The sequence below is a fragment of the Streptomyces sp. NPDC017202 genome, from assembly GCF_044331705.1.
Classification (GTDB): domain Bacteria; phylum Actinomycetota; class Actinomycetes; order Streptomycetales; family Streptomycetaceae; genus Streptomyces.
This window is the reverse complement of record NZ_JBIRNP010000009.1, coordinates 169,016-183,481: the sequence shown is the minus strand read 5'-3', so window position 1 is coordinate 183,481 and position 14,466 is coordinate 169,016. Positions and strand designations below refer to the sequence as shown.

General features: G+C 73.6%; 13 protein-coding genes and 1 pseudogene. 4 read left to right on the top strand and 10 right to left on the bottom strand.

From position 1 onward, the window contains the following. Nucleotides 1-18: 18 nt before the first annotated feature. Both ACH4N1_RS19665 and ACH4N1_RS19660 read right to left on the bottom strand, forming a co-directional pair. Nucleotides 19-1,308 carry an ROK family protein gene (locus ACH4N1_RS19665; RefSeq protein WP_398098628.1) on the bottom strand — a complete coding sequence of 430 codons (1,290 nt, stop codon included), beginning with the start codon at nt 1,306-1,308 and terminating at the stop codon, nt 19-21. A 92-nt stretch (nt 1,309-1,400) separates the two neighbouring features. Beyond that, nucleotides 1,401-2,339 (bottom strand): phosphotransferase family protein, encoded by a 939-nt coding sequence (locus ACH4N1_RS19660; protein ID WP_398098626.1) that lies wholly within the window; start codon nt 2,337-2,339, stop codon nt 1,401-1,403. Nucleotides 2,340-2,491: 152 nt separating this feature from the next. Here ACH4N1_RS19660 and ACH4N1_RS19655 point away from each other — a divergent pair, with 152 nt between their 5' ends. The 3 genes and pseudogenes from ACH4N1_RS19655 to ACH4N1_RS19645 all read left to right on the top strand — a co-directional run. Continuing rightward, nucleotides 2,492-2,986, top strand: coding sequence for an FBP domain-containing protein (locus ACH4N1_RS19655; RefSeq protein ID WP_398098624.1), 495 nt, complete (start codon nt 2,492-2,494; stop codon nt 2,984-2,986). Nucleotides 2,987-3,105: 119 nt separating this feature from the next. Further along, complete coding sequence (locus ACH4N1_RS19650) at nt 3,106-4,371, top strand: aromatic acid exporter family protein (protein WP_398098622.1); 1,266 nt, start codon at nt 3,106-3,108, stop codon at nt 4,369-4,371. A gap of 81 nt (nt 4,372-4,452) precedes the next feature. After that, nucleotides 4,453-4,953: pseudogene (locus ACH4N1_RS19645) on the top strand (lactonase family protein); the annotation flags it as partial. On the opposite strand, the gene ACH4N1_RS19640 reads toward ACH4N1_RS19645, so the two are convergent. Next, nucleotides 4,924-5,649 (bottom strand): DUF2470 domain-containing protein, encoded by a 726-nt coding sequence (locus tag ACH4N1_RS19640; RefSeq protein ID WP_398098620.1) that lies wholly within the window; start codon nt 5,647-5,649, stop codon nt 4,924-4,926. The pseudogene ACH4N1_RS19645 and the gene ACH4N1_RS19640 overlap by 30 nt on opposite strands. Nucleotides 5,650-5,735: 86 nt before the next feature. Then, nucleotides 5,736-6,350: a TetR/AcrR family transcriptional regulator gene (locus tag ACH4N1_RS19635; protein WP_398098619.1), complete on the bottom strand. Its 615-nt coding sequence runs from the start codon at nt 6,348-6,350 to the stop codon at nt 5,736-5,738. A gap of 107 nt (nt 6,351-6,457) precedes the next feature. Here ACH4N1_RS19635 and ACH4N1_RS19630 point away from each other — a divergent pair, with 107 nt between their 5' ends. Continuing rightward, entirely contained in the window at nt 6,458-8,002 is a 1,545-nt protein-coding gene (locus ACH4N1_RS19630; protein ID WP_398098618.1) for a cytochrome P450, read from the top strand. Here ACH4N1_RS19630 and ACH4N1_RS19625 read toward each other — a convergent pair. The 6 genes from ACH4N1_RS19625 to rhaS all read right to left on the bottom strand — a co-directional run bounded on the left by ACH4N1_RS19625 (nt 7,964) and on the right by rhaS (nt 14,448). Further along, nucleotides 7,964-8,794, bottom strand: a complete 831-nt coding sequence (locus tag ACH4N1_RS19625) for a pentapeptide repeat-containing protein (RefSeq protein WP_398098616.1) — start codon at nt 8,792-8,794, stop codon at nt 7,964-7,966. The genes ACH4N1_RS19630 and ACH4N1_RS19625 overlap by 39 nt on opposite strands. Nucleotides 8,795-8,952: 158 nt before the next feature. Beyond that, a complete protein-coding gene (locus ACH4N1_RS19620) occupies nt 8,953-10,254 on the bottom strand; it encodes an alpha/beta fold hydrolase (RefSeq protein WP_398098614.1) in 1,302 nt (433 codons plus the stop codon). A 148-nt stretch (nt 10,255-10,402) separates the two neighbouring features. After that, nucleotides 10,403-11,434, bottom strand: a complete 1,032-nt coding sequence (locus tag ACH4N1_RS19615) for a LacI family DNA-binding transcriptional regulator (protein ID WP_398098612.1) — start codon at nt 11,432-11,434, stop codon at nt 10,403-10,405. 105 nt (nt 11,435-11,539) lie between these two features. Then, nucleotides 11,540-12,964: a BNR repeat-containing protein gene (locus ACH4N1_RS19610; protein ID WP_398098610.1), complete on the bottom strand. Its 1,425-nt coding sequence runs from the start codon at nt 12,962-12,964 to the stop codon at nt 11,540-11,542. Nucleotides 12,965-13,027: 63 nt separating this feature from the next. After that, nucleotides 13,028-13,348 (bottom strand): L-rhamnose mutarotase, encoded by a 321-nt coding sequence (locus tag ACH4N1_RS19605; RefSeq protein WP_398098608.1) that lies wholly within the window; start codon nt 13,346-13,348, stop codon nt 13,028-13,030. A 17-nt stretch (nt 13,349-13,365) separates the two neighbouring features. Next, nucleotides 13,366-14,448 carry a rhamnose ABC transporter substrate-binding protein gene (rhaS, locus tag ACH4N1_RS19600; protein WP_398098606.1) on the bottom strand — a complete coding sequence of 361 codons (1,083 nt, stop codon included), beginning with the start codon at nt 14,446-14,448 and terminating at the stop codon, nt 13,366-13,368. Nucleotides 14,449-14,466: the final 18 nt, after the last annotated feature.

The window sequence follows — 14,466 nt, the reverse complement described above, 5'->3', positions numbered from 1 at the left end:
CGGACGACCGGCGAAACCTCAGTGCGGGGCGCGTTCCTCCAGCGCGGTGCGCCAGGCGGGCGCCGGACCGCTCGGCAGGGGCTCGGGGCGCCGGCCGCCGCGGGAGAAGAAGTCGGCGAGCGGCAGGATCGCGGCGCCCACGGTCACCGCGTCGGGCCCGAGCCGGCCCAGTTCGACGGTGACCTTCTCCGCCGGGTGGCGCAGCGCGTACGCCGTGGCGTGGCGGCGTACGGCGGGCAGGAAGCGGGTGCCGAGCTGGAGGCCGGCCCAGCCGCCGATGAGGATGCGCTCGGGCTGGAAGAGGTTGATCAGGTCGGAGAGTCCGGCGCCCAGGTACTCGGCGGTCTCCTCCAGCACGGCGAGCGCGACCGGGTCGGGTGCGGCGCCGTCGGCCGGGTAGGCGGCGGCGAGCATCGCGGTGAGCGCGGTCTCCTCGTCGGCGCCCCGAGGGAGCCGGCCGCCCTCCTCGCGCCAGCGGTCGAGGAGTGCCTCGGCACCCGCGTACGCCTCCAGGCAGCCGAGCGCCCCGCAACGGCAGCGGCGGCCGCGCACCCGCACGGTCAGGTGCCCCCACTCGACGGCCCGGCCGTTCTCCACGTCGGGGGTGACCAGGCAGGCGCCGACGCCGGAGCCGAACAGGACGACGCAGGCGTTGCGGGCCCCGCGGCCGCCGCCGAACCACATCTCGGCCTGGCCGAGGGTCTTGGCGCCGTTGTCGATGAAGTACGGGACGCTCTCGGGGAGCGAGGAGCCGGCCCGCAGCAGTTCCTCCAGCGGGACGGCGTCCCAGCCGATCGTCTGACCGTGCACGACGGCGCCGTGCTCGGGGCCGCGCTCGACGATGCCGGGAACACCGATGCCGACGCCGAGCAGCCGTTCGGGGGCGAGGTCCGCGGCGGCGAGCACCTCGGCGACGCCGTCGCGGACGTGGCCGACGATGCCCGCGACCTCGTACCGCCGTTGTTCCAGCGGCCTTTCCGCGCGCGCGAGTTCGGTGAGGGTGAGGTCGAAGAGCTCGACGCGCACGCGGGTCTCGCCGATGTCCACGCCGATCATGTGGCCGCTGGCGGGTGCCACGCGCAGCAGGGTGCGGGGCCGGCCGCCGTCGGAGTCGACACTGCCGGCCTCCTCCACGAGCCCGTCGGCGACCAGGTCGGCGACGACGTTGCTGACGGAACCGGAGCTGAGGCCGGTGGCCGGGCCCAGCTCGAAGCGGCTGAGGGGGCCCTCGAAGTAGAGCCGTTGCAGGACGGCCGTGCGGTTGGCCCGCCTGAGATCGCGTACCGTACGCCCGCTGCGCCCCGTCATGTCGGCCCCCTTCGAACCCTGCCCGACCTGCAACATACCTGTGCGGGTGAGGTCTGCGCGACATTCGTCCACCCCTTAGTTCACGATGTGAGCTAAGAGACGGCCGTCTTCTCGATCTCCTCCAGGGCCGCGAGCAGTTCGGGGGCCACCACCTCCTGGACCCATCGGACACGGTCTTCGCCGACCGCCCGCGGCACGGTTTCGGTGAGCATGATCAGGTAGAGGTAGGAGCGGTAGAGGGCCAGGCGCAGGCGGGCCGGGGTGTCGAACTCGGCGCGCCCGCCCGCCTCGCGGTAGCCGGCGAGGAAGGCCTCGTCCTCGCGGATGTCGCCGAGCAGCGCCAGGGAGACGAAGTCGGCGAGGGGGTCGCCCCAGAACATCCGCTCCCCGTCGATGAGCCCGCCGATCCGCGCCCGGCCGGTCGAGCGGTCGACCAGGACGTTGCCCTGCCACAGGTCGAAGTGGACCAGGCGCGGGACGGTCACCTCGTCGAGGGCGTCGAAGGCGCTCCGGGTCACGGCGGCCACCTCGTCGGCGGGGCGGGGCAGCCGGACGCGGTAACGGCGCGCGTCGTCGAGGACGGCGTCCAGCATCGCGGCGAACGCCGAGCGCCAGTCGGGGGCGAGCGGGCCGAGGGCGCCGGACGGGTAGCCGTGCCCGGGTCCGGTCACCGTGTGGAGCCGGGCCACGTGACGGCCCAGTTCCGCGCGCAGGTCGCCGCGTTCGGCCGGCGTGACCGTGTCGTCCCAGGGGGTTCCCGGGGACAGGGTCATCAGCAGCCACGCCCCGTCGACGGCCACGACCCGCGGCGCCGGTACGCCGGCCAGGGCCGCGCCGCGGCAGAACTCCGCCTCGGAGACGAGCAGCGCGTTCTCGTGCCGCAGGCCGGGCCCGGCGGGCGCCGTCTTCAGCACATAGCGGCTGCCGTCGGCGAGGCGGAGCTCCTCGACGGTGTTGTAGGTGCCCCCGGTGAAGGGCGCGACGTGGACGAGGTGCCGCGGCGGCAGCCCGGCCGCCGCGAGGGCGTGCATGACCGCCCGCGTCCGCGGCGAAACATCCTGATGGAAATTCACTGGCTCCCTTTCGACAATTCTCTCTACACTTAGGCCAAAACCTAGAGCCCCAAGGAACGGCGGCCCGATCCGCCGGTCGCCGCGGGCCGCACGACTCAGGAGACTCCCCGATGAGGACACTCACCGAGCACGACATCCGCAACTCCTTCGTGAACTGCTCCAAGGGGGAGGCCAAGCGGCTGGCGGTGCCGCGGGATCTCGACTCGCGGCCCTGGGCCGATCTGGACTTCCTGGGATGGCGCGATCCCGGCGCTCCCGACCGCAGCTACCTGGTGACCGAACGGGACGGGCGCCCGATGGGTGTGACCCTGCGGTTCCCGGCCTCGCAGCGCGGCTTCCTGCACCGCAGCATGTGCTCGCTGTGCCTGACCACCCACCCCGGCGGCGGGGTGTCGCTGATGACCGCGCGCAAGGCGGGCGCCGCGGGGCGCGAGGGCAACTCCGTGGGCCTCTACATGTGCACCGACCTGGCCTGTTCGCTCTACGTGCGCGGGAAGAAGGTCCCGGAGTCGGGGGGCCGGTTCGAGGAGAGCCTCACCCTGGAGGAGCAGATCGCGCGGACGGCCGGCAACCTGACCGCCTTCCTCGACAAGTTGTTCGACTGACCTCCCGGGCCGGCCCCGGGGCCGGCCCCTCGGACCGCCCACTCGGTTCCGCGCCGCCGTTCGAAGTGGGTGACGGAAGAAACGTTCGAGGCAGGTGAGGAACGGGAACTGGCCAAGGGATGCTTGATGTACGTGAGCGTGCCGCACCGCTCGTACGGTTCGTGCGGCGCCGCCGGGAACCCGCGGTCGTCCAGGCTCTGCGGTCCTCCGCAGCCGCGACGATCGCCTACGTCATCGCGCTGCACCTCAGCCCCGAGGCCGCCCCCCTCACCGCGCCGCTGACCGCCCTGCTGGTCGTCCAGGTCACCCTGTACGCCACGCTCACCAACGGTGTGCGGCGCGTCAACGCGGTGGTGGCGGGCGTGCTCGTCGCCATCGCGTTCAGCCTGCTCGTGGGGCTGACCTGGTGGAGCCTCGGGCTGCTGATCGTGGCCGCGCTGGCCGTCGGCCATCTGGTGCGGGTCGACGAGTACGTGCCCGAGGTGGCGATCAGCGCCATGCTGGTGCTGGGCGTGACCACGGTCGGGGACACGGCCTGGGCGCGGGTGCTGGAGACCCTGATCGGGGCCGTGGTCGGACTGAGCATCAACCTGCTGCTGCCGCCCCCCGTGTGGGTGGAGGAGGCGGGCGAGTCCATCGAGGACCTGGCCCGCCGGGTGCGGCAGCTGATGCTGCGGATCGGCGACGAGGCCACCGGCCGCATGCCGTCCGAGCAGGCCGCCGCCCGGCTGCACGAGGCGCGCCGCCTGGACCACGACATCGTCGAGGTGGACGCCGCCCTGCGGCAGGCGGAGGACAGCCTGCGGCTCAATCCCCGGGTCCGGGAGGGCGTGCTGCACCGGGTGGTGCTGCGCACCGGCCTGGACACGCTGGAGATCTGCACGGTCGTCCTGAGGGTGCTCGCCCGCACCCTCACGGACCTCACGAAGGAGCGCGAGCCGCGGACCCTGTTCCCGACGGAGACCGGCGCCACCCTGGAACGGCTGCTGTCGGAGATCGCGGACGCGGTGGTCAGCTTCGCGGTACTGGTCACCACGCACGTCAGCGAGAACGCGGAGTCCGCCGAGGAGCGCCTCACCTCGCAGCTGCGGCAGGCCGCGGCCACCCGCGACAAGCTCGCCCAGCTGCTGCTGGAACAGCTCCAGCACGACGCCCGGCAGTGGCAGTTGCACGGCGCGGTGCTGACCGAGGTCAACCGGATGATCGACGAACTCGACACCGAACACCGCTCGCACCGTCTCCTGGAGGAGCTGGACCGCGCCACACGGGAACAGGGCCGGCGGCTGCCCTGGCTGTCCCGGCTGCGCGAGCGCATCCACCGGCGGCTGCGGGTTCCCGGCCGGCTGCGGCGGAACCGGCGGGGTGACTCGCGTCGTTCCAGGTGACGACGCCGTCCGGTCGACGGGGACGCGCCCGGAAAGGCCCGCGCCAGGTGGCCGGGCCCGACGACGGCACGGCGGTGGCACGGCCGCGGCACGAGGGTCGCCAGGGCCCGCACCCGGCCGGGCGCCGGGCCGCGCCACCTCACCTTCCACCCCGGCGGCCGGTACGCGTACCTGGCCGACGAGGTCGACGACACGGTCGCGGTCTGCGCCCACGACCCGTCGTCCGGCCGTCCGACGATCGGCGGGGCGCAGTCCACGGGCGCGGAGGCGGGCACCGACCACCCGGCGCAGTTCGCCGTCGCACCGGACGGCCGGTACGCCTTCCTCGCCAACCGCGGCGACGACACGATCGCGCGCTACGCCGTCGAGGCGGACGGGGCGCGGCTGCGGCCGCTCGGCACGGTGCCGTCCGGCGGGGAGTTCCCCCGGCAGCTCGCCCTCTCCCCCGACGGCGGCCTGCTGTTCGCCGCGAACCAGCGCTCGGGCACGGTCGCCGTGTTCCCCGTGGACGGCCGCGACGGCGTCCTGCGGCGCGCGGGCGAGCCGTTCGCGTCACCCGTCGCGGTCCGTGCGCTGCCGCTGCAGGGCGCGGGGGCAGGACGCGGCGGCGGCCTGCCCGAGGAGGACGTGGATGCGCTCGGTGAGCTGCCCGACGTCGTCGGCCGGCGCGTGGAAGGGCAGGCGTACGTCGCCGTGGGCGCGGGCGCGTTCGATGCGCAGCGTGAGTCCGTGGCGGTCGACGGCGAGCGGCTGGACCCGGACGGCTCCGTGCAGGCTCTCCTCGCGGACGAGCCGGGTGAGGCGTTCCACGGCGTCGGGGTGGGCGTCGGCGAGGTGGGTGAGCAGCCGGGCCTCGGCCGCCGCCAGCGGGTCGGGCGCGGCGGCGGCGAATTCGTCGAGGGCGACGGCGACCGCCCCGGAGGGCTCCTTCAGCACGACGCGGGTGGCGTGGAAGGCGAGCCGGCCGTCCTCGGGGACGAACCGGCCGGCCAGCCAGAGCCGGGCGCGGACACGGTCGCGGACGGGGACGGGTGCGACGTCCGCGAACTCCAGCACGGCGGACGGTTCCCCGCGCGGCGCGCAGATCGCCGCCGTCGGCAGCGCGCTGTCCTGCGGCACGCGGAGGAGCACCCGTCCGTCGTCGGCGACGGTGTGCGCGCCGACGAACTCCTCGCGGCCGCCCTGCGCGGTCACCGCGCAGGACCACGCCGCGGCGAGCACGGACCGGGCCCGTTCCGCCACGCCGGGCACGGCCGTCCAGTTGCCGCTGTCACCCATCTCAGGACCTCCTTAGGTAAGCCTTGCCTAACTTATCGGAGATCGGGATGTGCGCCAACCGGGGCCCGTGGCCCGTGCGGCACCCGTCAGCGGCCGATGACGCCGAGCAGCGCCCGCGCGCACAACTCGCGGACCTGCTCACGGGACAGCGCGTCGTCGGCCCCGCGCAGCCACTCCAGGCACACCGCCGTGGTGAACGCCAGCCAGCCGCGCACCGCGAGGCGCACGTCGGCGCGCTCCCCGGCCGGCGGGCCGAACTCGGGGTCGGCGGCGAGGGCCGCGAGGATCTGCCGCTCCTGGGCGGCCAGCGCCCGCCGGTAGACGCGGCGCACGGCCCGGTCGCCGGCCGCGTCCGCCCGGTGGAAGGCGCGGTAGCCGTGGGCGTGGGCGCGGACGTACTCCAGGTAGGTGTCCAGGCCGGCGGTGAGCTGTTCGCGGACGGGGACACCGGGGACCGCCGCCGTCATGCGCAGCATCCGTTCGCTCTCCCGCTCGACGACCGCCGCGAAGAAGTCCCGCTTGGTCGGGAAGTAGTGGTAGAGCAGCCCCCGCGAGACCCCCGCGATCTCGGCGACCTGCTCGATCCACACCTCGTCGTACGGGCTCTCCGAGAACAGGCGCGCGCCCACCGACAGAAGCTGCTCGCGGCGCTCCGCGGTGCTGAGGCGGCGCCGTGCGCGCTCCCCCTGGTCGACGGCCATGCCGGCACCTTACTTGACGTCTGTTCAGCGGCGGGACGACACTGGGCGCGCTGTTGAACCCATGTACAACACGCTCGACCTGCCGCTGCGTCAAGGGAGATCGCGTCATGGCGGAGACGACGTCCGGGACGGGACCGGGCCCGCGGGCCGGGGCCGCGCCGCCGAGGGGGTTCCGCAGTGCGGAGCTGGGGTGGCCGGAACTGTGGCGCATCCCGCGCCCGCCCCACCGGCTGCCGCTCCTCGGGGACGTGCTCGGCGCGAGCCGGCGGACACCGATGCAGGACTCCCTGAAGTACGCGCGCCGGCTCGGGCCGATCTTCCGGCGGCGGGCCTTCGGCCGGGAGTTCGTCTTCGTCTGGGGCGCCCGGCTCGCGGCCGACCTGGCCGACGAGGCCCGGTTCGCCAAGCACGTGGGGCTCGGCGTCGCCAACCTGCGTCCGGTGGTCGGCGACGCCCTGTTCACGGCGTACAACCACGAGCCCAACTGGCAGCTGGCGCACGACGTGCTGGCGCCGGGGTTCAGCCGGGAGGCCATGGCGGCCTACCACCCGATGATGCTGGACGTGGCGGACCGTCTGACCGCTCAGTGGGACCGCGCGGCGGCCTCGGGGGACGCCGTGGACGTGCCGGCGGACATGACGAAGCTGACGCTGGAGACGATCGCGCGCACCGGGTTCGGGCACGACTTCGGCTCGTTCGAACGGTCCCGGCCGCACCCCTTCGTGACGGCGATGGTCGGCACGCTGAGCCACGCGCAGCGGCTCAACACCGTGCCCACTCCCCGGCTGCTGTGGCGGGCCGGCCGCCGCAACGAGGCCGACATCGCCTTCCTCGACCGCACGGTCGACGCGTTGGTGCGGGCCCGCCGGGCGGGGCCCGCCGGCGACGGCGACCTCCTCGACCGGATGCTGGAGACGGCCCATCCGCAGACCGGGGAGCGGCTGTCGGCGCAGAACGTGCGGCGGCAGGTCGTCACCTTCCTGGTCGCCGGTCACGAGACCACCTCGGGCGCGCTCTCCTTCGCCCTGCACCACCTCTCCCGGCACCCGGAGGTCGCCGCCCGCGCCCGCGCCGAGGTGGACCGGGTGTGGGGCGACGCGCCGGTGCCGGGGTACGACCAGGTGGCCAGGCTGCGCCACGTGCGCCGGGTCCTCGACGAGTCGCTGCGGCTGTGGCCCACGGCGCCCGCGTTCGCCCGGGAGGCCCGCGAGGACACCGTGCTGGCCGGGGAGCATCCGATGCGGCGGGGCGCGTGGGCGCTGGTGCTGACGGCGATGCTGCACCGCGACCCCGAGGTGTGGGGCGCCGACGCCGAGGAGTTCGACCCGGACCGCTTCGAGGCGGCGGCGGTGCGCGCGCGTGCCCCGCACACCTTCAAGCCGTTCGGCACCGGGGCGCGGGCCTGCATCGGCCGGCAGTTCGCGCTGCACGAGGCCACGCTGGTGCTCGGTCTGCTGCTGCGCCGCTACGAGCTGGTGCCCGACCCCGGCTACCGGCTGCGGGTGGCCGAGCGGCTGACCCTGATGCCGCAGGGGCTGCGGCTCCGGCTGGAGCGGCGCGCGCCGGCGGCCACGGCGACGGGCGGGCGGGGAGCGAACGCGCGGGAGCCCGTCTCAGCGCCCCGCTGTCCAGTGCGCGGGCCGGTCGACTGACCCCGGCAGCCTGGTCCCGGCGCTCCCCCGGGCCGCCGTGAGCTGCGGCTGGGTCAGGAAGAGCGCGCCGGTCAGGTCGGCGTCGGTGAGGTCGGCGTCACGCAGGTCGGCCCCGATGACGTCGGCACCGCGCAGGTCGGCGCCACGCAGGTCGGCGGCGACGAGCAGGGCACCGCGCAGGTTGGCGCCGCGCAGGTCGGCGCCCCTGAGGCGGGCCCCCATCAGGTCGGCTCCCCGGTGTTCCCTCCGGCGGCCGGGCAGGCCCGCGCGGGCCAGTTCGCTGGTGCGCAGGAGCAGGACGTTGACGCTCTCGCGGTGGGCGGGCACGTCCAGCGCGGCGAGTTCCTCCGGGGTGCCCAGGGTCAGTTCCTCCGTGCGTTCCAGGGCCCGGCGCAGCTCGGGGTGGAGCGGGGCGGCCGCGGGGAGGGCGAGGGCCTCGGTGAGGTACCGGAGCAGCTCGTGCAGGTGCCGGACCACGGGGAAGACCTCGGCCATGCGGCGGGCGTGTCCGCGGGGCCCCGTACGCCAGTCCCGGCCGCCGAAGGTGACCTGCGAGACCTTCTGGCCGGCGCCGAAGCAGTCGTAGACCGTGCAGCCGTTGAAGCCCTGCTGCCGCAGCCGGGCGTGGATGCCGCAGCGGTGGTCCTCGCCCAGGTTGGGGCAGGGGGTGCCGGCGGCCTTGTCGATCGCGAAGTCCGTGGAGCGGGCGAAGGGCAGGGCCACGCAGCACAGCCCGAAGCAGTTCGCGCAGTCGCCGCGCAGGTCTTTCCGGTCCACCGTCTGGTCTCGCATTCCGTCCACCCTACTGACCGCGGGGAGGCGACGCGGCCGGGGGTGTTCCGGACCACCCCGGCCCGGGTGCCGCGGTGTCGGGGGTGGCCGGCGGTTCGGGGCCGAGGCGGTGGACGGCGCACGCGGCTCCGCGGGCCGGGTCGGATCCCGTCCCAGGGTCAGACCTCGTCGCGGGTCAGGGCCAGCAGCCGGTCCAGGACGCGGGGGCCGCCGGCGCGGACGCCGTCGTGCTCGAACTCGTCGGTGACCCAGGTGCGCAGACCGCGGACGGCGCGGGCGGTCCGCAGCGAGTGCGCGGTGTCGACGTAGAGGTCGTCGTGGTAGACCGCCGCGGCGACCGGGACCTCGTTGACGGCGAGGCGGGCCGGGTCGTACAGGGGGGTCCAGTCGGTGCGGGCGGCGAGGAGCTCGGCGGTCTCGCGCAGCGGGCGCAGCGCCGGGTCACGGTCGAACGTCCAGGGGTGGACGGTCTCGCCGGTCAGCGGCAGGGGTCCGTCGCCCGCCAGCGCCTTCGCCGCGTCGAACTGCGGGAACTCGGCGCGCACCCGCTCGGCCGACCAGGCGGTGGGCCGCTCGTCCTGGCCGTAGACCGACTCGTGGACGAGAGCGTAGAGGGGGTGGGAGGCGTACGACAGGAGCCCTTGGACCTCCTCCTGGAAGGCGTCGGACAGGGCGGGGCCGTCCGGTGTGGGCACGAAGGCGTCCTCGAGGAGGAAGTGCAGCCGGTGGCTGCCCTCGCTGCCGCCGAGGAGGATGCCGAGGCTCTGGAAGGCCTCGACGCCCAGGCGGTAGCCGTTCGGGAGGGTCACCTCGTGCGCGAGCAGGTGCTCGGCGATCCGGCGGGCGCGGGCGACGTCCTGCGGGTAGCGGGCGTAGTGCGCGGCCGTCTTGCGTTCCATGCGCGGGTAGGCGGCCCGGTAGACGTCGTCGGCGTGGGCGTCCAGGGCGGGCAGCCCGCCGGTGATCAGGGCCGCGGCGAGCCCTTCGGGGGCGAGGGAGAGGTAGGTGACCGTGCAGAAGCCGCCGAAGCTCTGGCCGAGGACGGTCCAGGGGGCGCCGCCGGTGACCTCGCGGCGCACCAGTTCGCAGTCGCGGACGATGGAGTCGGCGCGGAAGCGGGTCAGGTACGCGGCCTGCTCGGCGGGGCCGCCGCGCAGCGGGAGCGTCTGCCGGTTGGCGGGCGTGGAGCGGCCGGTGCCGCGCTGGTCGAGGAGGAGGACGCGGAACTCCTCGAGGGCGCGGTCGAGCCAGGCCTGCCGGCCGACGAACCGGTGGGCGCCGAAGCCGGGTCCGCCCTGGAGGTAGACCAGCCAGGGGAGGTCCTGCCGCGCCTTGTCGCTCGCGACGACCTCGCGGGCGTACAGCTCGATCGTCTCCCCGGCGGGGTCGGCGTGGTCGAGGGGCACGGTGAAGCGGCGGTCGGTGAGGACGACGCCGGGCTGACGGTAACTGTCGGACAACGTGAGGCTCCCGTGACGATCGGGGTGCGGGCCGCGTCCCAGTTCAGCACATGTCCCGGCGCCGGCGGAGGCCGGGGGACCACGAGCCGCTACTGAACGGCGGGTCAAGCCGCCGTCGGCAGGCGAATCGTCACTGCTGAACGGCCGGTCAGCGCGACGACAGACTGGACCGGCGCACCACCAGCTCCGGCTGGAGCACGACCCGCCGGTGCTCGTGCGGCCGTGCCCCGCCGCCGGGCCCCTCCTCGGTCTCCTCCAGGAGCATGTCGGCGGCCAGGGCGCCCATGGTGACGGCCGGCTGGCGGACGGACGTCAGGGGTACGGCCGCGGCGGCGGCGAACTCGATGTCGTCGTAGCCGACGATCGCGAGGTCGTCGGGGACGTTGACGCCGGCCGCGTACATGGCCTGGAGGACGCCGAGGGCGAGCAGGTCGTTGGCGCAGAACACGGCGGTCGGACGGTCGGTCAGACCGAGGAGGCGGGCGCCCGCGTCCCGGCCCGCGGCCACGTCGAGCCGCTCGGTGGGCAGCTCGCGCAGGCACTCGGGGCCCAGGCCCGCCTCGGCGAGGGCGCTCAGGGCGCCGGTGCGGCGGTCGCGGATCTGGGTGAGGCCGGGCGGGCCGCTGACGTAGGCGACGGAGCGGTGTCCGGCGTCGACCAGGTGGCGTACGGCGAGCGCGCCGCCGGCCACGTCGTCGACGGAGACCGAGCACTCGGTGGTGCCCTCGGAGACCCGGTCGACCAGCACGAACGGGATGCCGTGCCGGCGGAACGCGGCGATGTTGCGGCCGGTGGCGTCGGCCGGGGTGAGCAGGACGCCCCGCACGCGCTGCTCGGCGAAGAGGGACAGGTACTCGGCCTCCTCGCCGGCGCTCTCGGCGCTGTTGCAGACCATCACGCCGAGGCCCGCCTGCCGGGCGGCGCGTTCGGCGCCGCGGGCGACGTCCACGAAGAAGGGGTTGCCCATGTCGAGGACGAGCAGCCCCATGATCCGGCTGCGGCCCGCGCGCAGTTGGCGGGCGGACTCGCTGCGGACGTAGCCGAGCCGGTCGATCGTGGAGAGCACGCGGGCGCGGGTCTCCGTGGCCACGGTGTCCGGGCGGTTGATGACGTTGGACACCGTGCCGACCGAGACGCCGGCGGCGCGGGCGACATCCTTGATTCCCACCGACTGGGCCATCAGGCAGGGACCTCCAGAGAGTCAGGGACGAGGGGCGGTGGGGGCGGCGGCGGGGCGGCGGCGGGGGCCTTCACATTACCGCCATCCCGCCGCGCACCGGACCGGTCAGGCGGGGAGCCGGAAGTCGACGACGCGGAGCGCCGAGGGGGTCGTCCCGCTCGACTTCTCCTGGTACATGACGGACAGGACGCCGTCCTGCGCGATCCGGGTCTCGTCGACGACTACCTCGCCGAAGGCGTTGAGGCCGGCGCCGTCGAACAGCAGCTTCCAGTCGGTGTGTCCGGAGGCCTTCGAGGCGCCGGCGATCCGGCCGAAGGGGAGGATCGCGTAGGCGTTGTCGTATCTGTCGAGGATCAGTCTGGTGCGCTGGCTGGAGTCGAGCGGGATCGGGATCTCGGTCTTCTGCCAGGTGCCGGAGGCGTTCTTGCGGAGGTGGAAGGCGCGGCCGTCGGCGGTGCGGTCGGCGACGTAGTCGGTGGTGCACTGGCCGAAGCGGCCGGGGACGTAGCTGATGACCGCGTGCGGCCGGCCGGCCGAGTCGGTGGTCTGGCTCTCCTGGTTCATCAGGGAGTGGTCGGGGTTCAGCGGGTCGACGACGAGTCCGGCGTCGGTGACGGCGACCTTGTCGGGGCCGCCGGTGGTGCCGACCACGGTGCCGGCGTCGTTGCGCCAGGTGCGGCCGCGGTCGTCGGAGTACACGTAGCCGGTGTCGTGGTTGGTGATGCCGCCGCCGCTGCACATCACGGCGCCGTTCTGCTCGCGCCAGGTGAAGAAGGCGTGCAGTCTGCCGTTGCGGTCGTAGTCGATGCCGTGCAGGTACATGTTGCGGGCCGTGCTGGAGCCGTGCTCGCCGGTGTAGGTACCGGTGGCGGCGGACCACTCGCCGAGGGCGGTCCACCTGGTGCCGTCGTACTCGGCGAGGGCGTTGCGGCCGTTGCCGGAGACGGCGACCCGGTAGCTGAGCTGGAGCCTGCCCTCGGGCGTGGCGACGAACTGCGGGTAGGTGAACTGGGAGGTGAGGGCGAGCCCGTCGAGGGACGACTGAGGTGCGCCGAAGCGGCTCGCGGTCCAGCTCAGTCCCGACGGGTCGTCCATGAGGCCGGCCACCGACTTGACGTAGGTGAAGCCGTCGCTGTGCGAGTCCATGTTCAGGTGGAGCCGGCCGTCGGCCCTGGAGACGCCCATGGAGATGACGTTGTGGGAGTCGTCGTAGCGGAGCGTGTGGCCGACCTTCACGGTGGACCAGGTGCTGCCGCCCAGGGCGCGGCGGCCGACGACGGCGTTCCGGTCGGCGGTGTACCAGACGGCGTACTGGTGGCCCTTGTAGGTCAGCAGGCCGTTCTTCTGGAACGAGTTGTTGTTGACCAGGCCGTCGTAGGAGACGAAGAAGAGCGCCCGGCTGTCGAGCGTGGTGGTGCCGGTCCTCGTCACCGAGGGGCCGGGGTCGGCGGCCCGTGCGGTGCCGGCGGCGAGGGCGGGCGTCGTCACGGCACCGGCCAGGGCCGCGCCGAGCAGCGTGCGTCGTCTCATCTCAGGACTCCGTTCATCTCGGGGACTTCCGTCGTCTCGTACGAGGGGAACGCGGGGAGGAGGTCAGGCGAGGTGGAAGACCTCGGTGAGCGGTTTCATGGCCTCGTCGGGCCGGGCGCCGTCCAACGACTCGAAGAACGGCGCCATCTCCGCCTGCCAGCGGGCGTTGACGTCGGTGGCCTCCATGCCGGCCTGGGCCGCGGCGAAGTCCTCGGTCTCCAGGTAGCCGACGAGCAGTCCGTCCTCGCGCAGGAAGAGCGAGTAGTTGTGCCAGCCGGTGGCCGAGAGCGCGTCGAGCATCTCCGGCCAGACGGCGGCGTGCCGCTCGCGGTACTCGTCGAGGCGGTCCGCCCGGACCTTCAGCAGGAAGCACACGCGGTGCATCAACACCCCTCCAGGGATCAGAAGTTGAACTGGTCGATGTTCTTGGCGTCGAAGACGGTCGGCTTGCCGAGGCTGATCACGCCGTCCTTGCCGATGGTGTAGCTGGTGCCGCCGGCGGTGAAGGTCTCGCCCTCCTTGCCGGTGATCTGACCGGACACCAGGGCCACCGCCGTCTGCGCGGCGAGCGCGCCGAGCTTCGCCGGGTCCCACAGCTCGAAGGCCTCGACGGTGCCGTTCTTGACGTACTTGCGCATGTCGTTGGGGGTGCCGAGGCCGGTCAGCTTGACCTTGCCCTTGTACTTGGAGCCGGACAGGTACTGGGCGGCGGCCTTGATGCCGACGGTGGTCGGGGAGATGATCCCCTTCAGGTTCGGGTACTCCTGGAGCAGGCCCTGGGTCTGCTGGAAGGACTTCTGGGCGTCGTCGTCGCCGTAGGCGACCTTGACCAGCTTGATGTCCTTGTACTTGGGGTCCTTGAGTTCGTCCTTCATGAACTCGATCCAGGCGTTCTGGTTGGTCGCGGTCTGCGCGGCGGACAGGATCGCGATCTCGCCCTTGTAGCCGATCTGCTCGGCGAGCAGCTGGACCTCGGTGCGGCCCAGGTCCTCGCCACTGGCCTGCGAGACGAAGGCGTTGCGGCACTCGGGGTTGGTGTCGGAGTCGTAGGTGACGACCTTGATGTCGTTGCTCATGGCCTGCTTGAGCGCGGTGCACAGCGCGCCCGGGTCCTGCGCGGACACGGCGATCGCGTCGACCTGCTGCTGGGTGAGCGTGTTGACGTAGGACACCTGGCCGGAGGTGTCGGTGCCGCTGCTGGTGCCGACCTCCTTGTAGCTGGAGCCCAGTTCCTTCAGGGCCGCCTCGCCGCCCTTGTCGGAGGTGGTGAAGTACGGGTTGTTGACCTGCTTGGGCAGGAAGCCGACGGTGAGGCCCTTCTTGGTGGCCGCGTTCGGGTCGGCCTTGCCGCCGGAGGCCGCGGCGCCGGTGCTCTCGTTCTTCACGTCCTCCTTGGTGGTGCCGCCGCAGGCGGTGGCGGCGAGCGCGAGGGAGGTGACGGCGGCGAGGGCCGCGCAGGTACGGCGGAGGGATGACTTGCGCATGGGAGAGGGTCCTTTGTG